Below are 22687 nucleotides of genomic sequence, written 5' to 3' on the forward strand. Positions count from 1 at the left end.
AAGACAAGGAGGTCTTTAATAGGAGATTGAAAATGGTTATTGATATTGCAACCGTTATCGCTCTTTTGACTGCTGTAGGTGCTCTTGTAGGATGGGTCTGGAAGGAATTTCAGACCAAGACACAACAAAACATCATACTTGAGAACCGAATTTCTAGAATTGAACGTGACATTTCTATTAATGAAGTTAAACGCGACTTTGTTAATAGCTTCGTCAAAGATTTGAAAAGTGATTTGAAGGAGAGTAAATCAGAAATGAGAAAGCTTGAAGATAAAATTCGTGAGATGAAAGCGGATCGATAAGTGAAACGCAAAGATATACCAAAATATAAACAAGAACTTTTCAAGAAGCAGAAAGGAGTTTGTCCTTTATCGCAATTAAAGATCGAGGACGTCAATAAAGCCCATCTTGACCACGACCATATACTTGAAGGTCCTAACGCAGGACGTTGCAGAGGTTTATTAATCGCTCAAGCAAACGTTCTTGAAGGACGAATCAAACATCAATTTAAACGCTCTGGTCTTGATGGAAAAATTGATTACCTTACGTTCTTGAAAAATCTTGTTCTGTATCTCGAAAAAGATTACAGCATGAATCCTACACATCCACAGTTAATAACAGATTTGAAGAAGCAATTTAGAAGAAAATCGCTTACTGAGATGAAGCAAACACTGAGAGGTTACAACACAGAAAAGAAACAAAAGAAAGAACTCGAAATTCTCTATAACAAACATATAAAGGCGACCTATGAAACCGACGAAATTCGAAAAGTTTCTACAGGTAATGAAAAAGCTCGCTAATAAGCCAAAAGAGTATTTGATAATTTTATTTCTTCTTACTCTGACTTACAACACTGTTCTGGTTCCAATTCTCGTGACTTTTGATATTCAAGCTCCGAAAATGGTGCTTATCACAGAGGAACACGCCAGAACAATAGGCTCATTATTACTCATAGGAACAAACTAATGGCAAAACTTGGTGGAGTTAAAAAAGACCTCGACAAATGGAAAATTAAAGAATCTGATCAGTTCTCAAAACGAGTAACTAAAGCGTCTAAGCTCGCTTCGGTCGAGTTACAGCGAAAGATTAATAGAGATGTTGAAGGTGCTGTTAACTTCACCAAGAACGCTGTCGGATTTAAATTCAAAGTCACCAAAACAGGCACAGAAAACAGAATTTTTATCAAAGATACTCAAGCTGAATATCTAGGTCAGCTTATCGACGATAACAAAGCATTCAATAAGTATGTTCCAACTGGTGTTAGAGGTTCGAAAAACCAATTCGGTAACATTCCCGGATTAAAGACTCGTCGAAATCTCGAATCTGTTAAACAGAACAAAGATGGTAAAACAAGAACGATTCTTATCAAAACGAATGTTAAACAACAGAATAAACGTGTTATCGCTATCTTTAAGCGTCATCAAACCCGTAAGAAAACTATTGGTTCATGGACAAAAATCTCTGATGATATTCACAAAAACGTTCTACGTGTTGCGAAACTGAAACGCTAAATATAAGAAAAGGAGAAAACAATGGAATTCGATTATTACAGCGTTGAAGAACTCAAGAGCATTTTTATCAACGGAAAACACACTGAATCTATGACTGTGCCGTACAACGTTGAAGATATCAAAGAGAAACGTTTTAAAAAGAAACTTCTGAATGAAAATCAAGTTTTCATTCTATCAACTCGCAAAATTAAGCCAGTTCATCACTTCAAAGAAAAGCAGAAAGTCAGCATTCAAGGACCATTCTTAGAAGATACAGCCCAATGTTTCATGAACTTCGAATTTATGCACAAAGGACATCGTATGTTAGGCTATGCTTTTCAATTCATCTAAGGACTCCGCAAGGGGTCCTTTTTTGGTTTATAAATAACGTTAACACTCACTAATTCTAAAGGTATACAAATGAATATTGAAAATATGCTTGGCGCTTTAACTGCAAAGCGTGAACACGTAGAACTGAAAGGTTTTAAATTCTATGCTCGTCCTATGTCTGTTCTCGAATACGGTATGTATTTCGCATCAAATGAAAAAGAATCTGATAAAGATGATCAGATGATTCTACGCTGCATTGAAAATGAATCAGGTGAACCAGTTTTCACAGATATCAAACAAGTTCAGAGTCTTTATACAAACGTTCGTTTTGCTCTGACCGCTCTGATTTCAAAGGTTAGCTTTACTCAACTGACCGCAGAAGAAACAGAAAAGAAATAAGGCAGAATCCGTATAAGACATTTCAGTTAAGAGCAATTCTTCGCAGGGGATTATCTCCTCAAGAAATTAAAGATTTGTCTTTACGAGAATTCTATGAACTTTGGTTTTTCGATACGTATATTGAGCCTCAGAGTCCTATTCTGAATGATTTTTATCAAGCTCGTCTGACTCACACAATTTTTGCTAATAATCCGAATCTTACTTCGGACGGCAGAAAGAAACTGAACATGAAAGATTTCTATATGATTAAAGAAAAAGTTTTCAAGTCTAACGAAGAAATCGAACAAGAACGTAAAGAAGCCGAAGAAGCCAATCGAGAAAAAATATTATCGATGTATGATCCGAAATTAATCGCGAAGGCGAAAAAGAGAACAAAACAAAATGGCTAATTCAAGATATGACGTAACGATTAACGCTGATAATAAGGGTCTATCAACAGCGGTTAATAAATCAATGGACGAACTGAACAAACTGGATTCCGTAGCAAACGGTCTGTTCAGTAATCTTACAGGACCCTTGAATAATCTCAGAGGCGGATTGAACACGATTAACACGATGTCGCCTGCTCTGAGAGGACTAGGACTTGCCGGACTTGCTGCTGGCGCTGGTCTTGCTGCAATTAATAAAGCCTCATCAACTGTTAACACTCTTAATGAAATCAGCACAAACACTGGTGTTTCTATTGAGATGCTTCAAAAACTTCAAAAAGAATTTAAAGCAACAGGAATGGAAGTTGAGAAGTTTGGAGATATTAACAAAGATGCACTTGACCATATTGGCGATTCTCTTCGAAATGCAGGCGGTGGTGTTGCTGACGATCTGAAAGAATGGGGAATCGGTCTTGAAACATTAGCAAAATATTCAAGTGATGCTGAAGGCGGTATTAAAGCTGTTATCGATGTTTACTATAAGATGCAACAAGCAGGAAAATCCAAAGCTGAAATAACAAACGTTATGGAAACTATGGCGTCGGATGCTTCACATCTTATCACAACATTAGAACAATACGGTTCATCACAAGAAGCTCTGAATGCTATTAACAGTCAAGGCGCTGGTATCACATCCGAAATGGCCGAGAAATATGCCGAATTCGATAGAAATGTTAAAACACTTTCTAGCAATGTTGATACTTTAATTGTTGAAGGTGTTACACCTCTTGTTAGTGAACTTAACGAACTTTGGGAAATTGCAAACAGAGATTGGACCGAAGCTGATATTTGGGATGCTCTGAAACATTTCTGGTATGATGGTGATACTCCTCTTGCTAAATTTAACCGTTATGTTGATGGAATTCCTCAAGATGATCCTCGATATTCAACTTCCGCAAAAGCTCAACTTGCACAATTAAAAGCTCAAGCTGACGGATTAAACAAAGATATTAAGAAAGCTGTTGATGATGCCGAACAACAGACAAAAAATCTTAAAGACTTAAAAGAAAAGCAAGATAAAAAAGCTGCTGAGGATGCTAAGACCGCTGCCGATAAAGCTGCAAGAGAACAAGAACAAGCCGCAGCAAAAGCTAAGGCTGCATACGATAAGATGATGTCCGAGCGTGCTAGTTATCTCCAGACTATGACACAAACTGATATTGCTATTATCTCACAGGGCGCTCGTGGTGTTGCTTCACAGATGAATCAGATGCAACAGACGCTTGCGAATATCGATAAGCTTCAATCTAAGGGAATTATCTCTCTTGAACAAGCAACAGCAAGACGTAATCAACTAATGGCAAATTCTTCTAAAGAATTTAAAGACCAGTTGACTATGAATCCTGATGATATAGGTGAAATTGCGCAAGGCGTTGAACAAGCATATCAGATGCAGTTAGAACAGCTTTATGCAAAACAGAAACAGGGTCTTGTAAGCACTCAAGAATATAACAGTCAGTTAGAAGCGATTGAACAGGATCATCAATCGAAAATGTCTGTAATTCAGGATATCGATGCAAACTCAGTTAATACCAAGAATCTTGACGCTTTAGGTTTTGCGACTGATGAACAGATGATGGCTCTAAGAGAACAGCAATTGGAAGAACAGATTGCACGTTACAAAGAACAGAACCAACAGATGTACGATGCAGGATTAATCAGTCATGAAGAATTTTTGAAACAGAAAGAAACTCTTGATAAGGCTTATTCAGTTAAATCAAAAGCTATCGCTCTGGCAGAAATTCAAACCAAAATGCAGATGTATGATGGATTCGCACAAGGTATGTCAGGTGTTATCAGTGGCATCGCTGGTGAAAATAGTAAAGCTGCTCAAGCTGCATTCGCAGTAGCTAAAGGAACGTCTATTGCAACCGGTATGTTAAACGCTTATGAGTCTGCGACTACTGCAATGGCTAAGTATCCAGGACCTCTTGGTTACGCTCTGGCTGCTTCGTCTTATGCTCAAGTTATCGGACAAGTCATGCAGATGAAATCTGTTGGATTAACAGGTATGGCTCACGATGGTCTGAGTGAAGTTCCTCGCGAAGGAACATGGCTGCTTGATGGTGGTGAGCGTGTTGTGGATCAGAGAACCAACGGTGATCTAAAAGATTTCTTGGATAATAACAAGGATACGGGAGGTCAACAGACAATTGACGCTAGTATTCATATCAATGGCAACGTTACCGATCAGAAATGGTTCGCTGAACAATTGAAGAAACAGCAAAAAACAATTTCGTCTATTGTTCAAGACCAGAACAGACGCAAACTGTGATACATCAAAGGGAGCTTTCGCTCCCTTTTTATGGTCTTGATTTTGTCGCTATGAAACTGCATAGTGACGTTGCTGGTAACTAACACGGAGAGATTCCTGCGAAAAGTGTGATAAACGCGGCATTATGCCACAATTCCGAATTGAGATCCCGTGTTGCAGTAATCCACTAAACTTTAACAAAATCGAAAAAAATGTGATTTCGTACACATCTGAATTCCCAGTTAACGGGAATGCACATATAATGCGCTCCCATTACCGATTCAGACTTATCAACTCATCGCCAGAATGGCTTAGATACCTCGCATAACATGAACATGAAATTAACAACGCTTTTTGCGGCGGCGTTAGCCGTAGTAGGTTTTTGTAAGACCGCGTCTGCGGTGACGTATCCCCTGCCGACAGACGGAAGTCGTCTGGTGGGTGAAAACCAGGTGGTGACGGTGCCGGAAGGTAACACTCAGCCGCTGGAATACTTCGCGGCGCAGTATCAGCTCGGCCTGTCTAACATGCTGGAAGCGAACCCGGGCGTTGACCCGTATCTGCCGAAAGCGGGTACCGTACTCAACATTCCACAGCAGCTGATCCTGCCGGATACCGTGCACGAAGGTATCGTAATTAACAGCGCCGAAATGCGTCTGTATTACTACCCGAAAGGCACCAACACCGTGATCGTTCTGCCTATCGGTATCGGTCAGTTGGGTAAAGACACCCCGCTGAACTGGACCACCAAAGTGGAGCGTAAGAAAGCGGGCCCAACCTGGACGCCGACCGCCAAAATGCACGCTGAGTACATTGCTGCCGGTGAACCGCTGCCAGCCGTTGTGCCTGCCGGCCCGGATAACCCGATGGGTCTGTACGCGCTGTACATTGGTCGTCTGTATGCCATCCACGGTACAAACGCCAACTTCGGTATCGGCCTGCGCGTAAGCCACGGCTGCGTGCGTCTGCGTAATGAAGACATCAAATTCCTGTTCGATAACGTGCCGGTTGGTACGCGCGTGCAGTTCATTAACGAACCGGTGAAAGCGACGTCAGAGCCGGACGGCAGCCGTTACATTGAAGTGCATAACCCGCTGTCCACCAGCGAAGATCAGATCAACAACAACGAAATCGTACCGATTAAGCTGACCAGCGCGGTGCAGTCCGTCACCTCTCAGGCGGATGTTGACACGACCATCGTTGACCAGGCGATTCAGAACCGTTCCGGTATGCCGGTGCGTTTAAACTAATCGTGATAATTAAAAAAGCGGACCTTGAAGTCCGCTTTTTTTTATCCGTTATTCACGATAACGATGCCGCCATGGTCATAGCGATAGTGACAATGGGCGTACTCCAGCGGCGTACCATCTTCCAGATAGATCACCTGCTCTACCTCCAGCACCGGGTCGGTTGGCTCGCAGACAAGGTGCTGCATATCCAGCGCACTGGGCTTCAGCGCCCGCACCACACGATACGATCCCATGATCTTCAGCCCCAGCGTCTCCTGCACATACCGGAATACCGAACTTTCAAGATGGGTTTTGTTCAGACCGGGGACCAGATTGAGCGGCATTACCGTGGCGTCCAGAGACATCGGCTCACCGTTCAGTAAACGCAGACGGATAAAGTCATAGATCGGCGTATCCGGATTTATCATCAGCGATGCCTGCTCTTTCTCGTTCGGGAAACGCAGTTCGAAGTGCACAACCTGGCTCGTCACCGTGCCTAAATGTTCCCAGGTTTTGGTCGCCCCGAAGTAGTCGCTGCCGGAGAGATCCCACTGGGAAAGCTGGAGGAAATTTTTGCGGATGAACGTGCCCTGCCCCTGTCGGGTATAGACCAGCCCTTCAACAATCAGCTGGCGCATCGCCTGCTGAATGGTCATCCGGCTGGTGCTGAACTCCGCCGCCAGCGCGAACTGGTCCGGCAGCGGTTCATTGGCGGCGTACTGCTGGCTGATGATGCGTTTTTTAATTTCCCGCGCTATGGTGATGTACTTCGCCGCCATCGTCCTTCCTTAAATTAGTGTTCTGTCCCGCTGTTTTTTAAAGCCACTCGCTCGGCAACTTTGAGGAAAGGCAGGTAGAAGAATACACCAAATACGATGATTGCCAACTGCACCACCACCGCCCGCCAGTCCCCCGCCGTCGCCAGCCAGGCGCTGAGGATCGGCGGGGTCGTCCACGGGATCATCACCACGCAGCGCGACATGAACCCCAGCGTGGTACAGAGCCACGCAAAGTAAATCCCGATAGCAGGCAGCAGCACAAACGGGATCATAAGCGGCAGGTTAAAGACTATCGGCAGGCCGAAAATCACCGGCTCGTTGATGTTAAACAGACCCGGCGCCAGCGACAGACGCGCCACCTGCTTCGCTGATTTCTGTCTTGAGAAGATGAAGATAGCGATCAGCAATGAGATTGTGCTGCCCGTCCCGCCCACCATGCCAAAGGTCGGCACAAAGATGTTGTTGATGATGTGCGGGATCGGCTGGCCGTTGGCGAAGGCCAGCATGTTCTCGTTGGTATTGATCAGCAGGAACGGCTCCAGCACCACGCTGTTGACCACCGACTGATGAATACCGAGCGTGAACAGGAAGTTACCGAAGCTGTAGATGAAAATCGTCCCGGGCAGACTGGTGTTGATCAGCCGCAGCGGCTGCTGAATAAATGTCGTAATGAGATGGATCAGATCCGTGTGCAGCACGTTCGCCAGTATGGCCGCCAGCACCGCAAACAGGGAGAGCGTGAGGATCGTCGGGATCAGCGCGGTAAAGGATTTACTCACCGCTGGCGGTACGTTCTCCCCGAGCGAAATGTGCAGCGCCTTCAGCCGTGAAATGGCGATAAACAGCTCGGTTGAGAGCAGCCCAATCAGCACCCCGGCGAAAATCCCGGTGGAGCCAATATTGGTGAACGTCAGAACCTGGGTGACGTTCACCGTGGCGTCGCTGCCGACGGGAGTAATCTGTAAGCGCATCGGCATCATGATAATGAAACTGCTGACGGCGATAACCACTGCCGAGACCGGATTGTCGAAATCTTTGTTGCGCGCCAGCGACCAGGCGATCATCGGGGCCAGCAGCAGCGCGGCGATGTTCAGCGTGCCGTTGATAATCGCCTCGCCCCACACCTTAAACTGCGTAAGCGTGTCGCCCGCAAAAATCCACGGGAACACCACGTTATTCACCAGCACCGCCAGACCGGCAAGGATGAAAATCGGCATTACCGTGGCGAAGGCATCGCGAAGGGAGCGAAGATGCACCTGGTTTGCCAGGCGCGCCGAGAACTCTACAAATTTATCGACAAAAGACTGCATGTGCGGTGTTATTTTTGTTTCAGACATAGCGGAGTGTTCCCATTAATCAGTCACAAAAACGGCCCGGCAGCGTACGGCTTACATCTCGCGTCCGTTGGTATGGATAACCTGTTTTAACCACGCGTAGCTCTTCTTCGGCACGCGCTTCAGGTCTTTCAGGTCGTGATTTTCACGGTTGACGTAGACCACGCCGTAGCGCTTGCGCATGTCACCCTGCGAGCTGAGAATGTCAATCAACCCCCAGCCGAGATAGCCCATCACCTCTGCCCCATCCTCGAATATTGCCGCTTTCATCGCCTCGATGTGCGCCCGGTGGTAGTCGATGCGGTAGGTATCCTCAATCGGATTCACGCCATCCCAGGACTCAATCACCCCAATACCGTTCTCAATCGGGAATACCGGCATCCGCCAGTCGTTGGCGTAGCGGGTGATGATGGTGCGAAAGCCCAGCGGATCGATCTGCCAGTTCCACTCGGTGGCCTTCAGGTACGGATTGTTTTTCTCGCCGTGCAGCAGGTAATAGTTAACCGGCGTGCCTTCCGGGATGGCATCGCTGTCCAGCGTTTTGCTGGCGTAGTAGCTGAAGGCCATAAAGTCGTTCTTCGTGCGCGCAAACAGCGCGAGATCGTCTGCGCGGTAGATATCGCCGAAGCCCTCCTGCTCCACCACCGCCATTACCGCCGGGCTGTAGCCCTGGCCCGCGAAGACGCGCAGCAGGTTCTGGTTGAGGAATTCGTCGTACTGCTGGGCGCAGAAGATATCGCGCGGTTTGCAGGTGGCCGGATAAATCAGCTGGTGCGCCAGCATGCCGCCCATCAGCTTGCCCGGCTTAGTCTGGTGCAGGTATTCGGTCAGAGTCATGTGCGCCACCATCGCATGGTGCTGAAGCTCATACAGCTCACGCAGGGTTTGCTCACCTTTCATGTAACCGGAAATGCGAAAAGCTTCCGGCATATGGAAAATGTTCTGCTCGTTGAAGGTCAGCCAGTACTTCACCCGGTCAGCGAAGCAGTCGATCATCTTTTTGCCGTAGCGGATAAAGGCGTCCACCACGCGGCGATCGTTGAAGCCGTTGTACTCCTGCGCCAGCGCCAGCGGCATATCGAAGTGGTAGAGACAGACCATCGGCTCGATACCGCGGGCGAGCAAATCGTCAATAAAGCGGTCGTAAAAGGCGATGCCCTCGTCGTTGAACTCGCCGTCACCCTGCGGGCAGATGCGGCTCCAGGAGATCTGGAAGCGGTAGCAGTTCATGCCCAGATCCTGCATCAGGTCGAAATCTTCCCGGTAGCGGTGGTAGGAGTCGGTCGCCACTTTCCAGTCAGAGATGTTTTCACCGGCTTCCCGAATGTCATACACCGACATCCCCTTCCCGCCCTCATTCCAGGCCCCTTCCGTCTGCATGCTGGATACCGAGTTGCCCCATAAAAAGTTGGCTGGCAGTGATTTGTTCATGGTTGCTCCCTTTATGCCTAGTCATTTAAATTTCATGACTAGGCATATAGGCGAAGATGAAATGTCGATCAAAGGTGTGGATCGTTTTTTGTGAGGTTGATGGAAATAAAAAGCCCCGGCAGTTGCCGAGGCTAAGTTCCTGTTTAACGTTTAAAGCCCGCTTTCGGCTGCAACTTTTGCCTGGGCAATTGCTCCGGCATTGAATATGGGATGCTCATAGTTGTCGGTGACATCACGAACCCTGTATATCTTCCATGCGCCAGCCTCACGACGAACGAATACCTGCAACTCTACTTTTCCGCCGTTTTCTCTCCCGATCCAGACTGGCATAACCTCACCTCCCATAAACGATTTGGCTGGCCCGACATTTAACGCCGACACCCAGGCGGGATCATAGTCCTGCGCATAAGCGAAGTAATCAGATCCAAGCAGGTCTTGTTCGGGTATCGACTCTATATCATCCAGTCTCTTAATCGTGTCAGCAGAGACATATACGCGCAGATCAGACGGCGAATATTCATTGTCGCTACTTGTAAGTGACATCAGATACGTGGCGTAAAAAGAATGTACTCGCGTCGGCGCGCTCTGTTCCGGCTTAACTGAGCAAGCTGAGAGCAAGCATACGCCTAACACTATTGCGGCTCGCATCAATTCATCCTGTATATTTTGAAAGTCGGTTGAGCTGCGCGATACCCTGGACCAGGGTACATGCTGCGCTGTCGGAAATCGGAGATCCATTGTGTCCCATCATACATTGTCATATGCCCACTGGAGTTTCCTCCCGGATAAGGTTGGATCACTGCGACATCACCGCTCAATAATGTTGAACCCGGCGGGACTTCACGAAATCCCGCCCGCAATAATGATGGCCCATAATCTTTTGCGTTTAGCGTTCTCTCCAGACGAATGCCGCCTGCCGCTATAGCCTCTCTGGTAAAAGTCGCACATTCGTTATGCGAACGACCAAGAGCGTGTGACCGGAGGTGTGAAATAGCAACATCTTTATTCCAACTCATTCTTAGTTCCCTTAAGTAAGTAAGAACGGAATTATTGTGCCAGTCATTAACCTGATGTTGGTTAAATAATGCTTAAATTTGTCCGGCCAAAATATTAATTTCGCGCCCAATAAAAAGGCCGGATTCGCTGCGCGGATCCGGCCAGAGTCATCGCGGTTAAAAGATTATCCGCGCGGGGCGTCGCCAAAGACGCTGTAGTCTGGCAGCCGCACCTGCTGATACGGCTCCCAGCCGCCGCCGAGGGCTTTGTAGAGCGCCACCAGATCGAGCGCGCTTTGCACCTGCGCCTGCGCGCGCTGCTGCTCGGCCTGCGCCAGCTGCCGCTGGGCGTCCAGCACGTCGATAAAGCTGGCGATCCCCTGACGATAGCTGTCGCTCGCCAGGTCAAAGGCGTTTTGCAGGGCATCAATGATTTTCGCCAGGCCCGCTTCACGCTGCTGGTCGGTGCGATAGCTCACCAGCGCGTTTTCAACGTCGCCGAGCGCCGTCAGCACCGTCTGACGATAGTCCAGCACCGCCGCCCCCTGCTGCGCGCGCGCCACCTTAACGCTGGAGACCAGCCGACCGCCCTGGAAAATCGGTATGGAAACCTGCGGGCCAAAGCTGTAGAAGTGGCTGCTCCAGTCGGTTAGCCAGTTGGATTCGCTGTTGCGCAAGCCAAACTGCCCGGAGAGGGTAAAGCTCGGGAACAGCTCTGCCACCGAGACGCCAATCTGCGCCGTGGCGGCATGGAGATTCGCCTCCGCTTCGCGCACGTCCGGGCGACGGCGTGCGAGGGTGGACGGAATACCGGTCTGCACAATATCCGGCAGGGCAGGCATCGGCTGTACGGATTGCAGTTCGGCATCCAGCGCCCCCGGCGGCTTACCAAGGAGGATCGCCAGCCCGTTCATCGCCTGGCGTTCCTGCGCCTGATACTGCGGCAGCTGCGCTTCAAGATTGCCCAGCTGCGCCCGGGCGTTCTCCACGTCCATCTGCGGCGACAGCCCGCCCCGCTGGCGGCTTTCGGTCAGATCCAGCGTCTGCTGTGCGCTTTCAATTTGCGTATTAAGCGTGGCAATGATGCTCTGCGCCCCACGCAGCTGTAGCCACGCCCGCGCCACTTCGGCTTCCAGCGAGACCAGCGCATCGTTACGCTGCTCGATCGCTGCCCGCTGCTGCGCCTCGGCCGCTTCTACCTGACGGCGCACCTTGCCCCACAGGTCGATTTCCCACTGGGCGTCGAAGCTGCCCTGATAGAGGTTAATCGGCTGCGTCAGCGGGCCTAACGCGCCCCGCAGTTCAGGATCGACATTATTCAACTGGTCGTACACACCGTGGGATTTTAGCTCCCCTTCCAGCCCAAGCTGCTGGCGCGTCGCCTGCACATTGCCATTCACCGACGGGAAAAACGCCCCGCCGTCCTGGTTAATCTGTTCGCGCGCCCCGGCAATGCGTAATACGGTTTGCTGTAGCGTCAGATTTCCGGCGATGGCGCGTTCAATCAGGCTGTCGAGCTGCGGCGAGCCGAAGGTTTTCCACCAGCGCGGGTTAGTGGCGGCGGAGGAAGTTTGCGATTTCACCGCGCTGTCGCCCTTATCGTTCCAGTGCGTGGTGGCGAGCGGTGCAGGCTGTTGGTAGTCCGGCCCGACGGCGCAACCCACCAGCAGCATCATTATCATCAGGGGGTGTAAACGTCTGTGTATCATCAGTGTGCTCCTGCACTCCCCTCGCTCTTAACCGGCGAGAGCAATAAACAAAACGGAATCAGTAATAAGGCCACCGCGCTCAGAATGGTGAAGACGTCAATGTAGGCCAGAAAGCGCGACTGCTCGATCATCGTCTGGTACATCCGTCCGGTGGCAATGCCGGTCGGATCGCCCACCTGAGTGGTGAAGTTCTGGATCGCCTGGGCGCTTTCGCGAATCGCCAGCTGGAACTGCTCGTTAAACGGCGAAGCGTGGTAAGCCAGATGCGCGCTGTGCGCCTGCGAGCGCTCGGTGATCGCCGCCGTCGAGAGCGAAATCCCAATCGAGCCGGCCACGTTGCGGAACATGGTAAACAGCGCCGCCGCGTCGGCGTTAAGCCGCCTCGGGATCGAGATAAAAGCAATGGTGGTAAGGGGCACAAACAGGAACCCCAGTCCAATCGACTGAGCGCTGCGGAATAGCACCAGCGTTTCGAAATCGATATCCGGCGTCAGCGTGCGGGACCAGAAGAACGACACCGCCAGGCAGGTAAAGCCGAAGGCGATGATCCAGCGCGTCTGCACCACCGGCATCAGCTTCAGCACCAGCGGGATGGTCAGCACAATCAGCACCGCGCCGGGCGAGAGCACCAGCCCGGACCAGGTGGCGGTATAGCCCAAATCCTGCTGCGCCAGCTGCGGAATTACCACCGAACTGCCGTACAGGATCATCGCCATCCCCGCCATCAGCAGGTTGGAGATCGCAAAGTTGCGGTCCTTCATACAGTGCAGATCCACCACCGGCTTTCTGGCATACATCAGCCAGTAGATCGCGCCGATAATACCGACCAGCGTCAGTACTGCGAAGGTGCGGATAAAGTTCGAATAAAACCAGTCATCATCTTCGCCCCGGTCGAGCATCACCTGCAAACAGCCAAGACCGAGGGCGATCAGGCCGATCCCCGTCCAGTCGACGGTGAGCTTCTCTTCCGACTTTTTCTCCCACGGCGGATCTTCCAGCAGCTGATAGATGGCCAGCACCGTCACAATCCCTACCGGGATATTGATAAAGAACACCCAGCGCCAGGAGTAGTTATCGGTGATCCAGCCCCCCAGCGTGGGGCCGAGCACCGGCGCGACGATAATGGCAATGGATGAAAGGCCAAAGGCTTTGCCCCTGTCCTCCGGCTTAAAGTAGTCGAGTAGCACCGACTGCTGGGTAGGCTGCAACCCGCCGCCAAAGAACCCCTGCATCACGCGGAACAGGATGATTTGCCATAGCTCGGTGGCGATACCGCACAGGAACGAGCAGATGGTGAACATCACAATGCAGATCAGGAAGAACTGTTTGCGGCCAAACAGGCGGCTGAGAAAGGCCGAAATCGGCAGCACGATGCCGTTCGCCACCAGGTAGCTGGTGAGCACCCAGGTGGATTCGTCATAGCTGGCCGAGAGCGACCCCGCGACGTGGGGCAGCGCCACGTTGACGATGGTGGTGTCCAGAATTTCCATAAACACCGCCAGGGTGACCACAATCGCCACCGCCCACGGGTTACTGGCGGGCTTCCAGTTATCGTGGCTGTGATCCGTCATTCCACGGTGACCTTCGGTTCAACCGACAGCCCCAGCGGCAGCGGCTTGTTCGGATCCAGCCCTTTATCAATGACGATTTTCACCGGCACGCGCTGAACGATCTTCACAAAGTTACCGGTGGCGTTTTCCGACGGGAAGGCGGAGAAGCGCGAGCCGCTGCCCTGCTGGATGCTGTCGATATGGCCTTCCAGCTCCATATCCGGCCAGGCATCGACGGACACGGTCACTTTGTCGCCCGGCTTCATGCGCTCAAGCTGCGACTCCTTGAAGTTCGCCACCACCCACACGTTCGGGGAAACCAGCGAGAACAGCGCCGTACCTGCCTGCACCAGCGTACCGGGCTGGACGTTGCGTTTGGTGACAAAACCGTCGAACGGGGCGCGGACTTCGGTATAAGAGAGATTCAGGTTGGCGGTTTCCAGCTGCGCTCTGGCCTGATCGACCTGGCGTTCGCGCGCTTCGACGTTGGTCTCCTGCTGGCGAATTTGCAGCTGTACCTGCTCCGCCACTTCCAGCTGCGCCTGCGCGCTGGCAAGGCCAGCCTGGGCACTGCGCAGCTGAGCGTTCGCGGCATCGATACTTTGTTGTGTGGTCGCACGCGGGTCAACGCCGCGCTGACGGCGGTACTCCGCCTGCGCGTTGGCCATATCCGCCTGGGCTTTCAGTACCTGGGCTTTGGCTTCATCGCGCTGGGCGGGATATTGCACTTTCGAGAGCGCCAGCTGCGCCTGCGCCTGATGCAGCTGCGCAACCGCCAGCCCAAGCTGGGCCTGGGCCTGATCGCGCTGGGCGGTGGTATCACGCGGATCGATCACCACCAGCACATCCCCTTTCTTCACGCGCTGGTTATCCCGCACGCGAAGTTCGGTGACGTAGCCTGCCGTTTTTGGGGCAATGGTTACAACGTCGCCGTCGGTGAAGGCGTCGTCGGTGGTCTCTTCGTTACGGGTTAAAAACCACCAGACCAGCGCCACGATCACCATCACGATGACCACGATGCCAAGGATAATTAACGGTTTTTTGCCCGGGCGCTTGCGCTCGTTATTGTTTTGATCCTGCTCGTCAGCAGGTGGGTTTTGATCTTCTGCCATAGTTCAGCAACGGTCCTGTCAGTGAGCGGCATCACACTATGCCGTTCACTAAAGCTAGGACGTTGCTATACATTTGCCAGGAAAAACTGACAAATTGCGCACTATATGAGAAGGAATAGTCCGAAACCGACCGCCGCTGACCAGAGCAGCATCGGGATTGACCATACATGGAAGCGCCACCAGATGCGGCGATCGTTGGCCATCCGCAGGGCGATGAGGTTAGCCAGCGAGCCGGGCAGCAGCCCAAAGCCGCCGACGTTGACCGCCCACGCCAGCAGTACCGTAGGGGGAACATAGTTAAGCAGCAAAATGGTGGACGGCACGTTACTGATCACCTGCGAGAGACCAATCGCCGTCAGCCATAATCCCGGCTGCGACAGACCGCCAACGCTATGGAGAACGTTCTGCAATACCGGGAGCTGGATCAGCAGATGGACGTCAATAAACATCGCCATAAACACCAGCAGCAGCGTCCAGTCAACGCTCACCAGCACCCGCCGGGCGAGGAACAGGAAGCCACACGCCACCAGCAGCGCGCCAGCCAGCGCCTGGTTTAACTCCAGCGCGATAAGAAAAACGATATACAGCCCCAGGCAGCTCCAGACGAGACGCGGCTGCCACTGGGGCCCGGTTGTACCGCTGTGGTACTGCAACGATTTATTCGGGAAAGCAAACCAGCCCACCGCCAGCAGCGACGCCACGATCGCCAGCGCCAACGGCGCCATCTGCCCGGTAAATGCGGTAAACGACAGGCCGGAGCGTCCCCACAGCAGAATGTTCTGCGGGTTACCGATCGGCGTGAGCAGCGAGCCCGCATTGACGGCCAGCGCTTCAAAGATAATCAGACGGGTAACCGGTATTTCGCACAGCTTACGCAGCGTGAGCGTAAGCGGCACCACGATAAACAACGCCACGTCATTAGTGAGAAACGTCGACAGCAGCGCCGCCGAAAAGACCATGAACAGGGCCAGCTTGCGCTCGGTGGCGAAGCGGCGCACCATTTTGCGCCCCAGCACGTCAAAATAGCCGCTCAGCTCCACGCCTTTGGTGAGCATCATCAAACCGCTCAGGGTAATAATGGTGCGCCAGTCTATGGCCGCCGGCCAGGTGTGCGGCGTGAAGGGCACAAAGACGCTGAGCCCAACGCCAGTGATAAGTAAAAGATGGAAAAAGCGATCGCGTTTCAGGGCCTGCAAGCCGGGGATGTTCATTCAGCGGAGGGACCGTATTTGAGCGTAAATTCGCGGAACTTCACCAGCGTCTCTTCGCTGACGTGGTGTTCCATACCTTCGGCATCCCGACGGGCAATTTCCGGGCTGACGCCCAGTACCAGTAAAAAATTCTCGACGATCTGATGGCGCTCGCGGCTCTCCTGCGCCAGTTTTTCGCCTTCAGCGGTGAGAAACACCCCGCGCCAGGGGATCATCTCGATCAGCCCGACCGACGCCAGACGTTTTAACATTTTGGCAACGGTTGGCTGCGACACCCCAAGGCGTGCGGCCATATCCACCTGGCGCGCTTCTCCAACCTCACGAATCAGATCAGAGATCAGTTCGACATAATCATCAATCAGCTCCCGGCGATGCGCCTCGCGCACCTGGCGGAAGCCTTCCACATGCTCTTCAACGTTCACCAGTTGCGTCGTTTTTTTTGTTGTTGGCTTACCTGCGCGACGGTTCATTGTGCTTCCTCAATGGGGTTGACGCTTCCAGCGCCCTGTAACGGAGCGCACATTGTAAACCATAGCTCTACAAGCACAAAAAATTAACGAATTAGCCATAGCTATACAATATAGCCTGTGCTATATCTGTATGTAATGCAGTCACCCTTCACGGATCGAAGGGATCATGAATCAGGAGGTCTTATGAATGAATTCAAGAGGTGTATGAACGTGTTTACCCACTCTCCTTTTAAAGTGCGCCTGATGCTGTTGAACATGCTGTGCGATATGTTTAACGCCAAACCCCAGCAGGACGACAACTCTTCCCACTAAGCGGCGTCGCGGTACGCCGCTTCATTTTCCTGTCACACTTTCGCTGTAAGCTGGCCTGTTCCCGATTATTTTTGCGTATTTGCAGCCCCCTTCGCAAAACATCTGTTTAGCAACTGTTGACCTTAATTCACGCTCGCACTATCTTCTTGCAGCCCTGCACAATTTGCGGCTCGCTGAAGCGGACCTCTCATTCCCTTTCCACGCACTGTCCGGCAGGCTTTGACCCTTGACGCCAGGGTGAGCACATGGCGTTTTCGTGATAGTGATCTATGAACGTAACCCTGATTGATACACTTGTTACCCGCAGCCGGGGCTTAAGCCCGTGGACGGGATTCTATTTTTTGCAATCGCTGTTGATTAACTTTGCTCTTGGCTACCCCTTTAGCCTGCTTTATGCCGTCGGGTTCACCTGTATTCTTCACCTTCTCTGGCGAAGCGCACCGCGCGTGCAGAAGGTGCTTATCGGGATTTGTTCTCTGGTTGCTGCCGCCTATTTCCCGTTTGGCCAGGCCTATGGCGCGCCAAACTTTAATACCCTGCTGGCGCTCCACTCCACCAATATGGAAGAGTCCACAGAGATCCTGACGATCTTTCCGTGGTACAACTACGTGGTTGGCCTTTTCATTTTTGCCCTCGGCGTGATTGCGGTTCGCCGTAAGCCCGTCGGGAAAAAGGCATGGGGTAAAATTGAAAGCCTGTGTCTGGCCTTTAGCGTGGTGACGTTTTTTGTTGCGCCGGTACAAAATCTGGCCTGGGGCGGCGTGTTTAAGCTTAAAGATACCGGGTATCCGGTGTTTCGCTTCGTCAAAGACGTGGTGGTGAATAACGAGGAAGTGCTCGACGAGCAGGCACGTATGGCCGAGCTTTCCACCATGAAAGACACCTGGAACGTGCTGGCGGTGAAACCGAAGTATCACACCTACGTGGTGGTGATCGGAGAAAGCGCGCGTCGCGATGCGCTCGGCGCGTTTGGCGGTCACTGGGATAACACGCCGTTTGCCAGCGCCGTTAACGGTACGCTGTTTACCGACTACGTGGCGGCCAGCGGCTCGACGCAGAAATCACTCGGTCTGACGCTCAACCGCGTGGTGGATGGAAAACCGCAGTTTCAGGATAATTTTGTCACCCTGGCCAACCGGGCAGGTTTTCAGACATGGTGGTTCTCTAACCAGGGACAGATCGGCGAATATGATACCGCCATCGCCAGCATCGCGAAGCGTGCCGACGAGGTACAGTTCCTGAAAAGCGGTGATTTCGAAGCCGATAAAAACACAAAAGATGAAGCGTTGCTAAAAATGACGGCGCAGGTCTTTGCTACTCAGCGCACCCAGCCGCAGCTGATTGTCCTGCACCTGATGGGGTCACACCCGCAGGCATGCGATCGTACCGGGGGAAAATATGCGGAGTTTGTGCAATCCAAAGAGACGTCCTGCTACCTCTACACCATGACGCAAACCGACGATCTGCTCAGCAAGCTGTACGGGCAGCTGCGCAACAGCGGCGACAGCTTCTCGATGGTCTATTTCTCTGACCACGGCCTGGCGTTTAAGGAGCGCGGTAAAGAGGTGCAGTATCTGGCCCACGATGACAAGTTCCAGCAGAACTTCCAGGTACCGTTTATGGTGCTGTCGAGTGATGACAAAACGCATCGCATTATAAAAGCGCGCCGTTCCGCGAACGATTTCCTGAAATTCTTCTCACAGTGGACGGGGATTAAGGCGAAAGAGATAAAAAATGATTACCCGTTTATCTCCGGGAAGAAGGGCCCGCCAGTTTACATTACCAACTTTAAGTTACAGAAAGTCGACTATAACCATCTTGGGACGGATATTTTCGATATTAAGAGTAAGTGATCTCTGCCGTTTCGTGCGGGCTGATGCCCTCACCCTGGCCCTCTCCCACGGGGAGAGGGTACAAACAAAAAAAATCCGCCTCAAAGGGCGGATTTTTTACTGGCTCACCGAAGTGATTAGAAGCGGTAACCTACGCCCGCGATCCAGGTACCAACGTCAACGTTGCGGATACGGCTCTGCTCATAGGAGAAGTCCAGAGCAACGTTTTCGATTGGGTTGAACTGCATACCTGCGCCATAGGAGAAACCATAGTCGCTGTTGCTTGCAGTACGGTTCAGACCCTGATTTTCGGTCTGCTGGAATTTACCGTAGCCAACACCTACAACACCGTAGATGCTTGCCCAGTCATTCAGGCGGTAAGCAGGACCCGCGGTGATGCCGTAGTACTGACCTTTATTGTAAGAGCCATTTTCAGTACGATCTTTCTCGGTGTAAGTGAAAGAACCGATCACACCCAGCGGGTTGTTGTCTTGCTCGTAACGGTACTTCAGGTTGAAACCGTTGGTTTTGTTCATCACGCCCTGCATATCGCTCTGAGCGTAACCACCAGTTACAGTAGAAGTTGCCGCTACAGCGGTACCTGCGGAAACAGCCAGAACAGCTGCCAGTGCTGAAAGACATGCAATTTTTTTCATAACCACCTCAAATGTGCTTCAAGTAAGTCCGTAAGTTTTAAATATATCAAAAAAATCTGTGAAACTCTTTGTCATTCACGATGTCTAATGCGACCTTTCCTGTAACAGAACATTTCCAGCACCAGCTATCTTGTTAAAATAACTCCAGATTTTCACCGTCAAACGCTAATAGTGCGCGTCATCGCCAGAAAGTTCATCCAGATTATTCCTAATCTTTCAGGCGATAAAAGCATCAACCTTTCCTCATTTTACGGATTTTCCCTGGATTTTTTTCAACAGTAGCTCAACCGTCGCAGCTTATTTCCATTACACTGCCACTTTTACCTCTTTTGACAAAAATTGACAGGAGAAAGGATGCCAGGTTTACCCCGTAAATCGTCGGTCTGGATGCCGGTGGCAGTCATACTTATCGCGATGATGTCCATACAAAGCGGCGCGTCGCTGGCAAAATCGCTGTTTCCGCTGGTTGGTGCGCCCGGCGTCACGGCGCTGCGTATCGCATTAGGCACCCTCATCCTCGTGGTTATCTTTAAACCCTGGCGGCTACGGTTTAAAAAGGAGCAGCGACTGCCTTTGCTTTTTTATGGGCTGGCACTGGGAGGGATGAACTACATGTTCTATCTCTCTATTCAGACTATCCCGCTGGGGATCGCGGTCGCGCTTGAATTTACCGGCCCGCTGGCGGTTGCCCTCTTATCTTCTCGTCGTCCGGTAGATTTTATCTGGGTCATACTGGCCGTACTGGGGCTATGGTTCCTGCTGCCGCTCGGGCAAAGCGTTTCACAAATCGATTTGACAGGGGCAGCTCTGGCGCTGGGCGCGGGGGCATGCTGGGCGGTGTATATTCTCACTGGCCAGCGTGCGGGCGAAGAGCACGGCCCCGCGACGGTCGCCTTAGGCTCACTAATTGCCGCCGTAATCTTTGTCCCAATCGGAATGGCACAAGCGACAGACTCAATATGGCAGTGGTCAATCCTGCCGGTTGGTCTGGCGGTTGCCATTCTCTCTACGGCCCTGCCCTACTCTCTGGAGATGATCGCCCTGACGCGCCTGCCCACACGCATTTTTGGTACGCTCATGAGCATGGAGCCCGCGCTGGCCGCCATCTCAGGAATGATTTTCCTCGGTGAAACCCTGACCCTGGTACAAACGCTGGCGCTCTGTTCCATTATCGCGGCGTCAATGGGCTCCACCCTGACCATGCGCCCGGAACCTAAAGTGCAAAAAATCGATCTCAACTAGGCCTTAAATTCTGCATGGCTAACCCGCCATGCAGAATATACGCCTCGTCAGTACTTCAAATAATTTCTTACAAACTATCTTGTATTGCCAAAATATTTCACCTGCCCGGCTTCCCGAAGAATGAATTAAGATTGATCTGTATCAACTTTAATAAACTAATTATTTTTCAATCAGTTGATAATACAATCTTATTTTCACTATTAAACCAATAGGCAGAGCCAAACCGCAGAGAAAAAATCCGGTGCTATACTTAGTCCCGTAATTACCTGGGACACAAACATCAAGAGGATATGAGATTATGAGTACCGCTAAACTGGTGAAAACGAAAGCGTCTAATCTGCTTTATACCCGTAACGATGTATCGGATAGCGATAAAAAAGCGACCATTGAGCTGCTGAATCGCCAGGTGGTCCAGTTCATCGATCTTTCGCTGATCACCAAACAGGCTCACTGGAATATGCGCGGTGCAAACTTTATTGCCGTTCATGAAATGCTGGATGGCTTCCGCACAGCACTGGTGACTCACCTGGATACCATGGCCGAACGTGCCGTACAGCTGGGTGGCGTGGCACTGGGTACCACACAGGTGATCAACAGCAAAACGCCATTGAAAAGCTATCCGCTGGATATCCATACCGTTCAGGATCACCTGAAAGAGCTGGCGGACCGCTACGCGATTGTGGCGAACGATGTTCGTAAAGCGATTGGCGAAGCCAAAGATGAAGATACTGCTGATATCTTCACTGCCGCATCACGTGACCTGGATCAGTTCCTGTGGTTCATTGAGTCCAACATCGAATAATCCCTGCGGATTTTCCGAATAACCCTCGCCCCTGGCGGGGGTTTTGCACATTTATGGTGCGCACTTTTGCCCGCAACGGCCGCAAAAGTGAATAAAATGTAATAATCACCTCACACAACCGTTAACGGAAGATTGTTTTTTCGTCAGATTCTGCGCTAAATATCCCCCTGTCAGAAGACCTTAACGAAGCGCACCAAAACGGTGCTCCATTCTGGTGCAACCTGGCAGGATTGCCACGCTTTTCGTGCAATGCGTGACATCATCCCCTTTGCAAAACAACAGCTTGTAAAACTGGCATGATTTTTTCATTGTGCCTGAGGTTCTCGCAGGGGATCGCCCCGTGGATATAAAAGGAAATGCTATGAAGTCTGTATTAAAAGTTTCACTGGCTGCACTTACCCTGGCGTTTGCGGTGTCCTCGCAGGCTGCCGACAAACTGGTTGTGGCGACGGACACGGCGTTCGTACCGTTTGAATTTAAACAGGGTGATAAATACGTTGGTTTTGACGTGGATCTGTGGGCCGCTGTCGCAAAAGAACTCAAACTGGATTACACCCTGAAGCCAATGGACTTCAGCGGCATTATCCCGGCACTGCAAACCAAAAACGTTGACCTGGCGCTGGCAGGCATCACCATTACCGAAGAGCGTAAAAAGGCCATCGATTTCTCTGACGGCTACTACAAAAGCGGCCTGCTGGTGATGGTGAAAGCGGATAACAACGACGTGAAAAGCGTGAAAGATCTCGACGGTAAAGTGGTCGCCGTGAAGAGCGGTACCGGCTCAGTTGATTACGCGAAAGCCAACATCAAAACCAAAGACCTGCGTCAGTTCCCGAACATCGACAACGCTTACATGGAACTGGGCACCAACCGCGCGGATGCGGTGCTGCACGATACGCCTAACATCCTGTACTTCATCAAAACTGCCGGTAACGGCAAGTTCAAAGCGGTAGGTGATTCTCTGGAAGCTCAGCAGTACGGTATTGCATTCCCGAAAGGCAGCGACGACCTGCGTAACAAAGTTAACGGCGCGCTGAAAACCCTGAAAGAGAACGGCACCTATAACGAAATCTACAAAAAATGGTTCGGTACCGAGCCTAAATAATTTCACCTGACTTCAGG

The 22687-nt window shown here is 51.1% G+C and carries 24 protein-coding genes; 13 read left to right on the plus strand and 11 right to left on the minus strand.

Features of this window, described 5'->3' with window-relative positions; all coding sequences use genetic code 11:
• Nucleotides 1–32 precede the first annotated feature (32 nt).
• From ACOTX4_RS04130 to ldtB, 8 genes are all read left to right on the plus strand, one after another.
• Entirely contained in the window at nt 33–302 is a 270-nt protein-coding gene (locus ACOTX4_RS04130) for a hypothetical protein (RefSeq protein WP_045337890.1), read from the plus strand.
• Nucleotides 303–800, plus strand: coding sequence for an endonuclease domain-containing protein (locus ACOTX4_RS04135; RefSeq protein WP_058670620.1), 498 nt, complete (start codon nt 303–305; stop codon nt 798–800).
• A gap of 165 nt (nt 801–965) precedes the next feature.
• Nucleotides 966–1511: a hypothetical protein gene (locus tag ACOTX4_RS04140; RefSeq protein WP_045617262.1), complete on the plus strand. Its 546-nt coding sequence runs from the start codon at nt 966–968 to the stop codon at nt 1509–1511.
• Nucleotides 1512–1532: 21 nt separating this feature from the next.
• Nucleotides 1533–1841: a hypothetical protein gene (locus tag ACOTX4_RS04145; protein ID WP_045617264.1), complete on the plus strand. Its 309-nt coding sequence runs from the start codon at nt 1533–1535 to the stop codon at nt 1839–1841.
• A 69-nt stretch (nt 1842–1910) separates the two neighbouring features.
• Nucleotides 1911–2219 carry a phage tail assembly chaperone family protein, TAC gene (locus tag ACOTX4_RS04150; protein WP_045337883.1) on the plus strand — a complete coding sequence of 103 codons (309 nt, stop codon included), beginning with the start codon at nt 1911–1913 and terminating at the stop codon, nt 2217–2219.
• Nucleotides 2220–2446: 227 nt separating this feature from the next.
• On the plus strand, nt 2447–2608 hold the full coding sequence (locus tag ACOTX4_RS04155) for a hypothetical protein (RefSeq protein ID WP_154590040.1): 162 nt from the start codon (nt 2447–2449) through the stop codon (nt 2606–2608).
• Nucleotides 2601–4922, plus strand: a complete 2322-nt coding sequence (locus ACOTX4_RS04160) for a hypothetical protein (RefSeq protein WP_058670619.1) — start codon at nt 2601–2603, stop codon at nt 4920–4922. Before ACOTX4_RS04155 ends, ACOTX4_RS04160 begins: the two co-directional genes overlap by 8 nt.
• A 308-nt stretch (nt 4923–5230) precedes the next feature.
• Nucleotides 5231–6151, plus strand: coding sequence for a L,D-transpeptidase (gene ldtB / locus ACOTX4_RS04165; RefSeq protein ID WP_003858435.1), 921 nt, complete (start codon nt 5231–5233; stop codon nt 6149–6151).
• 41 nt (nt 6152–6192) lie between these two features.
• Here the strand turns inward: ldtB and ACOTX4_RS04170 are convergent, their stop codons facing one another.
• From ACOTX4_RS04170 to mntR, 10 genes are all read right to left on the minus strand, one after another.
• Complete coding sequence (locus tag ACOTX4_RS04170; RefSeq protein WP_048209054.1) at nt 6193–6909, minus strand: GntR family transcriptional regulator; 717 nt, start codon at nt 6907–6909, stop codon at nt 6193–6195.
• 14 nt (nt 6910–6923) lie between these two features.
• Nucleotides 6924–8246, minus strand: coding sequence for a PTS sugar transporter subunit IIC (locus ACOTX4_RS04175; protein WP_045343616.1), 1323 nt, complete (start codon nt 8244–8246; stop codon nt 6924–6926).
• A gap of 51 nt (nt 8247–8297) precedes the next feature.
• The gene (locus tag ACOTX4_RS04180; RefSeq protein WP_048243652.1) at nt 8298–9674 is read right to left on the minus strand and encodes a glycoside hydrolase family 1 protein; all 1377 of its coding nucleotides are present in this window, start codon (nt 9672–9674) and stop codon (nt 8298–8300) included.
• Nucleotides 9675–9824: 150 nt separating this feature from the next.
• Nucleotides 9825–10412, minus strand: coding sequence for a YbjP/YqhG family protein (locus tag ACOTX4_RS04185; protein ID WP_306768321.1), 588 nt, complete (start codon nt 10410–10412; stop codon nt 9825–9827).
• Nucleotides 10322–10690 (minus strand): NlpC/P60 family protein, encoded by a 369-nt coding sequence (locus tag ACOTX4_RS04190; RefSeq protein ID WP_071787975.1) that lies wholly within the window; start codon nt 10688–10690, stop codon nt 10322–10324. Before ACOTX4_RS04190 ends, ACOTX4_RS04185 begins: the two co-directional genes overlap by 91 nt.
• A 164-nt stretch (nt 10691–10854) precedes the next feature.
• Complete coding sequence (locus ACOTX4_RS04195) at nt 10855–12378, minus strand: efflux transporter outer membrane subunit (RefSeq protein WP_045331563.1); 1524 nt, start codon at nt 12376–12378, stop codon at nt 10855–10857.
• Nucleotides 12378–13949, minus strand: coding sequence for a DHA2 family efflux MFS transporter permease subunit (locus tag ACOTX4_RS04200; protein ID WP_045331565.1), 1572 nt, complete (start codon nt 13947–13949; stop codon nt 12378–12380). Before ACOTX4_RS04200 ends, ACOTX4_RS04195 begins: the two co-directional genes overlap by 1 nt.
• Nucleotides 13946–15040: an HlyD family secretion protein gene (locus ACOTX4_RS04205; RefSeq protein WP_015571057.1), complete on the minus strand. Its 1095-nt coding sequence runs from the start codon at nt 15038–15040 to the stop codon at nt 13946–13948. The genes ACOTX4_RS04200 and ACOTX4_RS04205 overlap by 4 nt, the downstream gene beginning before the upstream one ends.
• A 101-nt stretch (nt 15041–15141) precedes the next feature.
• Nucleotides 15142–16251: an anion transporter gene (locus ACOTX4_RS04210; protein ID WP_045331567.1), complete on the minus strand. Its 1110-nt coding sequence runs from the start codon at nt 16249–16251 to the stop codon at nt 15142–15144.
• Entirely contained in the window at nt 16248–16721 is a 474-nt protein-coding gene (mntR, locus tag ACOTX4_RS04215; RefSeq protein WP_022650657.1) for a manganese-binding transcriptional regulator MntR, read from the minus strand. The genes ACOTX4_RS04210 and mntR overlap by 4 nt, the downstream gene beginning before the upstream one ends.
• A 183-nt stretch (nt 16722–16904) precedes the next feature.
• Between mntR and mntS the strand changes: the two genes are divergently transcribed.
• Together mntS and ACOTX4_RS04225 are read left to right on the plus strand one after the other, a co-directional pair.
• Entirely contained in the window at nt 16905–17033 is a 129-nt protein-coding gene (mntS, locus tag ACOTX4_RS04220; RefSeq protein WP_017384915.1) for a manganase accumulation protein MntS, read from the plus strand.
• A gap of 269 nt (nt 17034–17302) precedes the next feature.
• Complete coding sequence (locus ACOTX4_RS04225) at nt 17303–18886, plus strand: phosphoethanolamine transferase (RefSeq protein ID WP_045331569.1); 1584 nt, start codon at nt 17303–17305, stop codon at nt 18884–18886.
• Nucleotides 18887–19002: 116 nt separating this feature from the next.
• Here the strand turns inward: ACOTX4_RS04225 and ompX are convergent, their stop codons facing one another.
• Complete coding sequence (ompX, locus tag ACOTX4_RS04230; protein ID WP_003858450.1) at nt 19003–19521, minus strand: outer membrane protein OmpX; 519 nt, start codon at nt 19519–19521, stop codon at nt 19003–19005.
• Nucleotides 19522–19875: 354 nt separating this feature from the next.
• Between ompX and rhtA the strand changes: the two genes are divergently transcribed.
• The 3 genes from rhtA to glnH all read left to right on the plus strand — a co-directional run bounded on the left by rhtA (nt 19876) and on the right by glnH (nt 22670).
• Nucleotides 19876–20763, plus strand: coding sequence for a threonine/homoserine exporter RhtA (gene rhtA / locus ACOTX4_RS04235; protein WP_063937991.1), 888 nt, complete (start codon nt 19876–19878; stop codon nt 20761–20763).
• Nucleotides 20764–21061: 298 nt separating this feature from the next.
• Complete coding sequence (gene dps / locus ACOTX4_RS04240; RefSeq protein ID WP_000100801.1) at nt 21062–21565, plus strand: DNA starvation/stationary phase protection protein Dps; 504 nt, start codon at nt 21062–21064, stop codon at nt 21563–21565.
• A 361-nt stretch (nt 21566–21926) separates the two neighbouring features.
• Nucleotides 21927–22670, plus strand: coding sequence for a glutamine ABC transporter substrate-binding protein GlnH (gene glnH, locus ACOTX4_RS04245; protein WP_003858455.1), 744 nt, complete (start codon nt 21927–21929; stop codon nt 22668–22670).
• Nucleotides 22671–22687: the final 17 nt, after the last annotated feature.

Source organism: Enterobacter cloacae complex sp. IR5459, from assembly GCF_049238005.1.
GTDB classification, from domain to species: domain Bacteria; phylum Pseudomonadota; class Gammaproteobacteria; order Enterobacterales; family Enterobacteriaceae; genus Enterobacter; species Enterobacter hormaechei_C.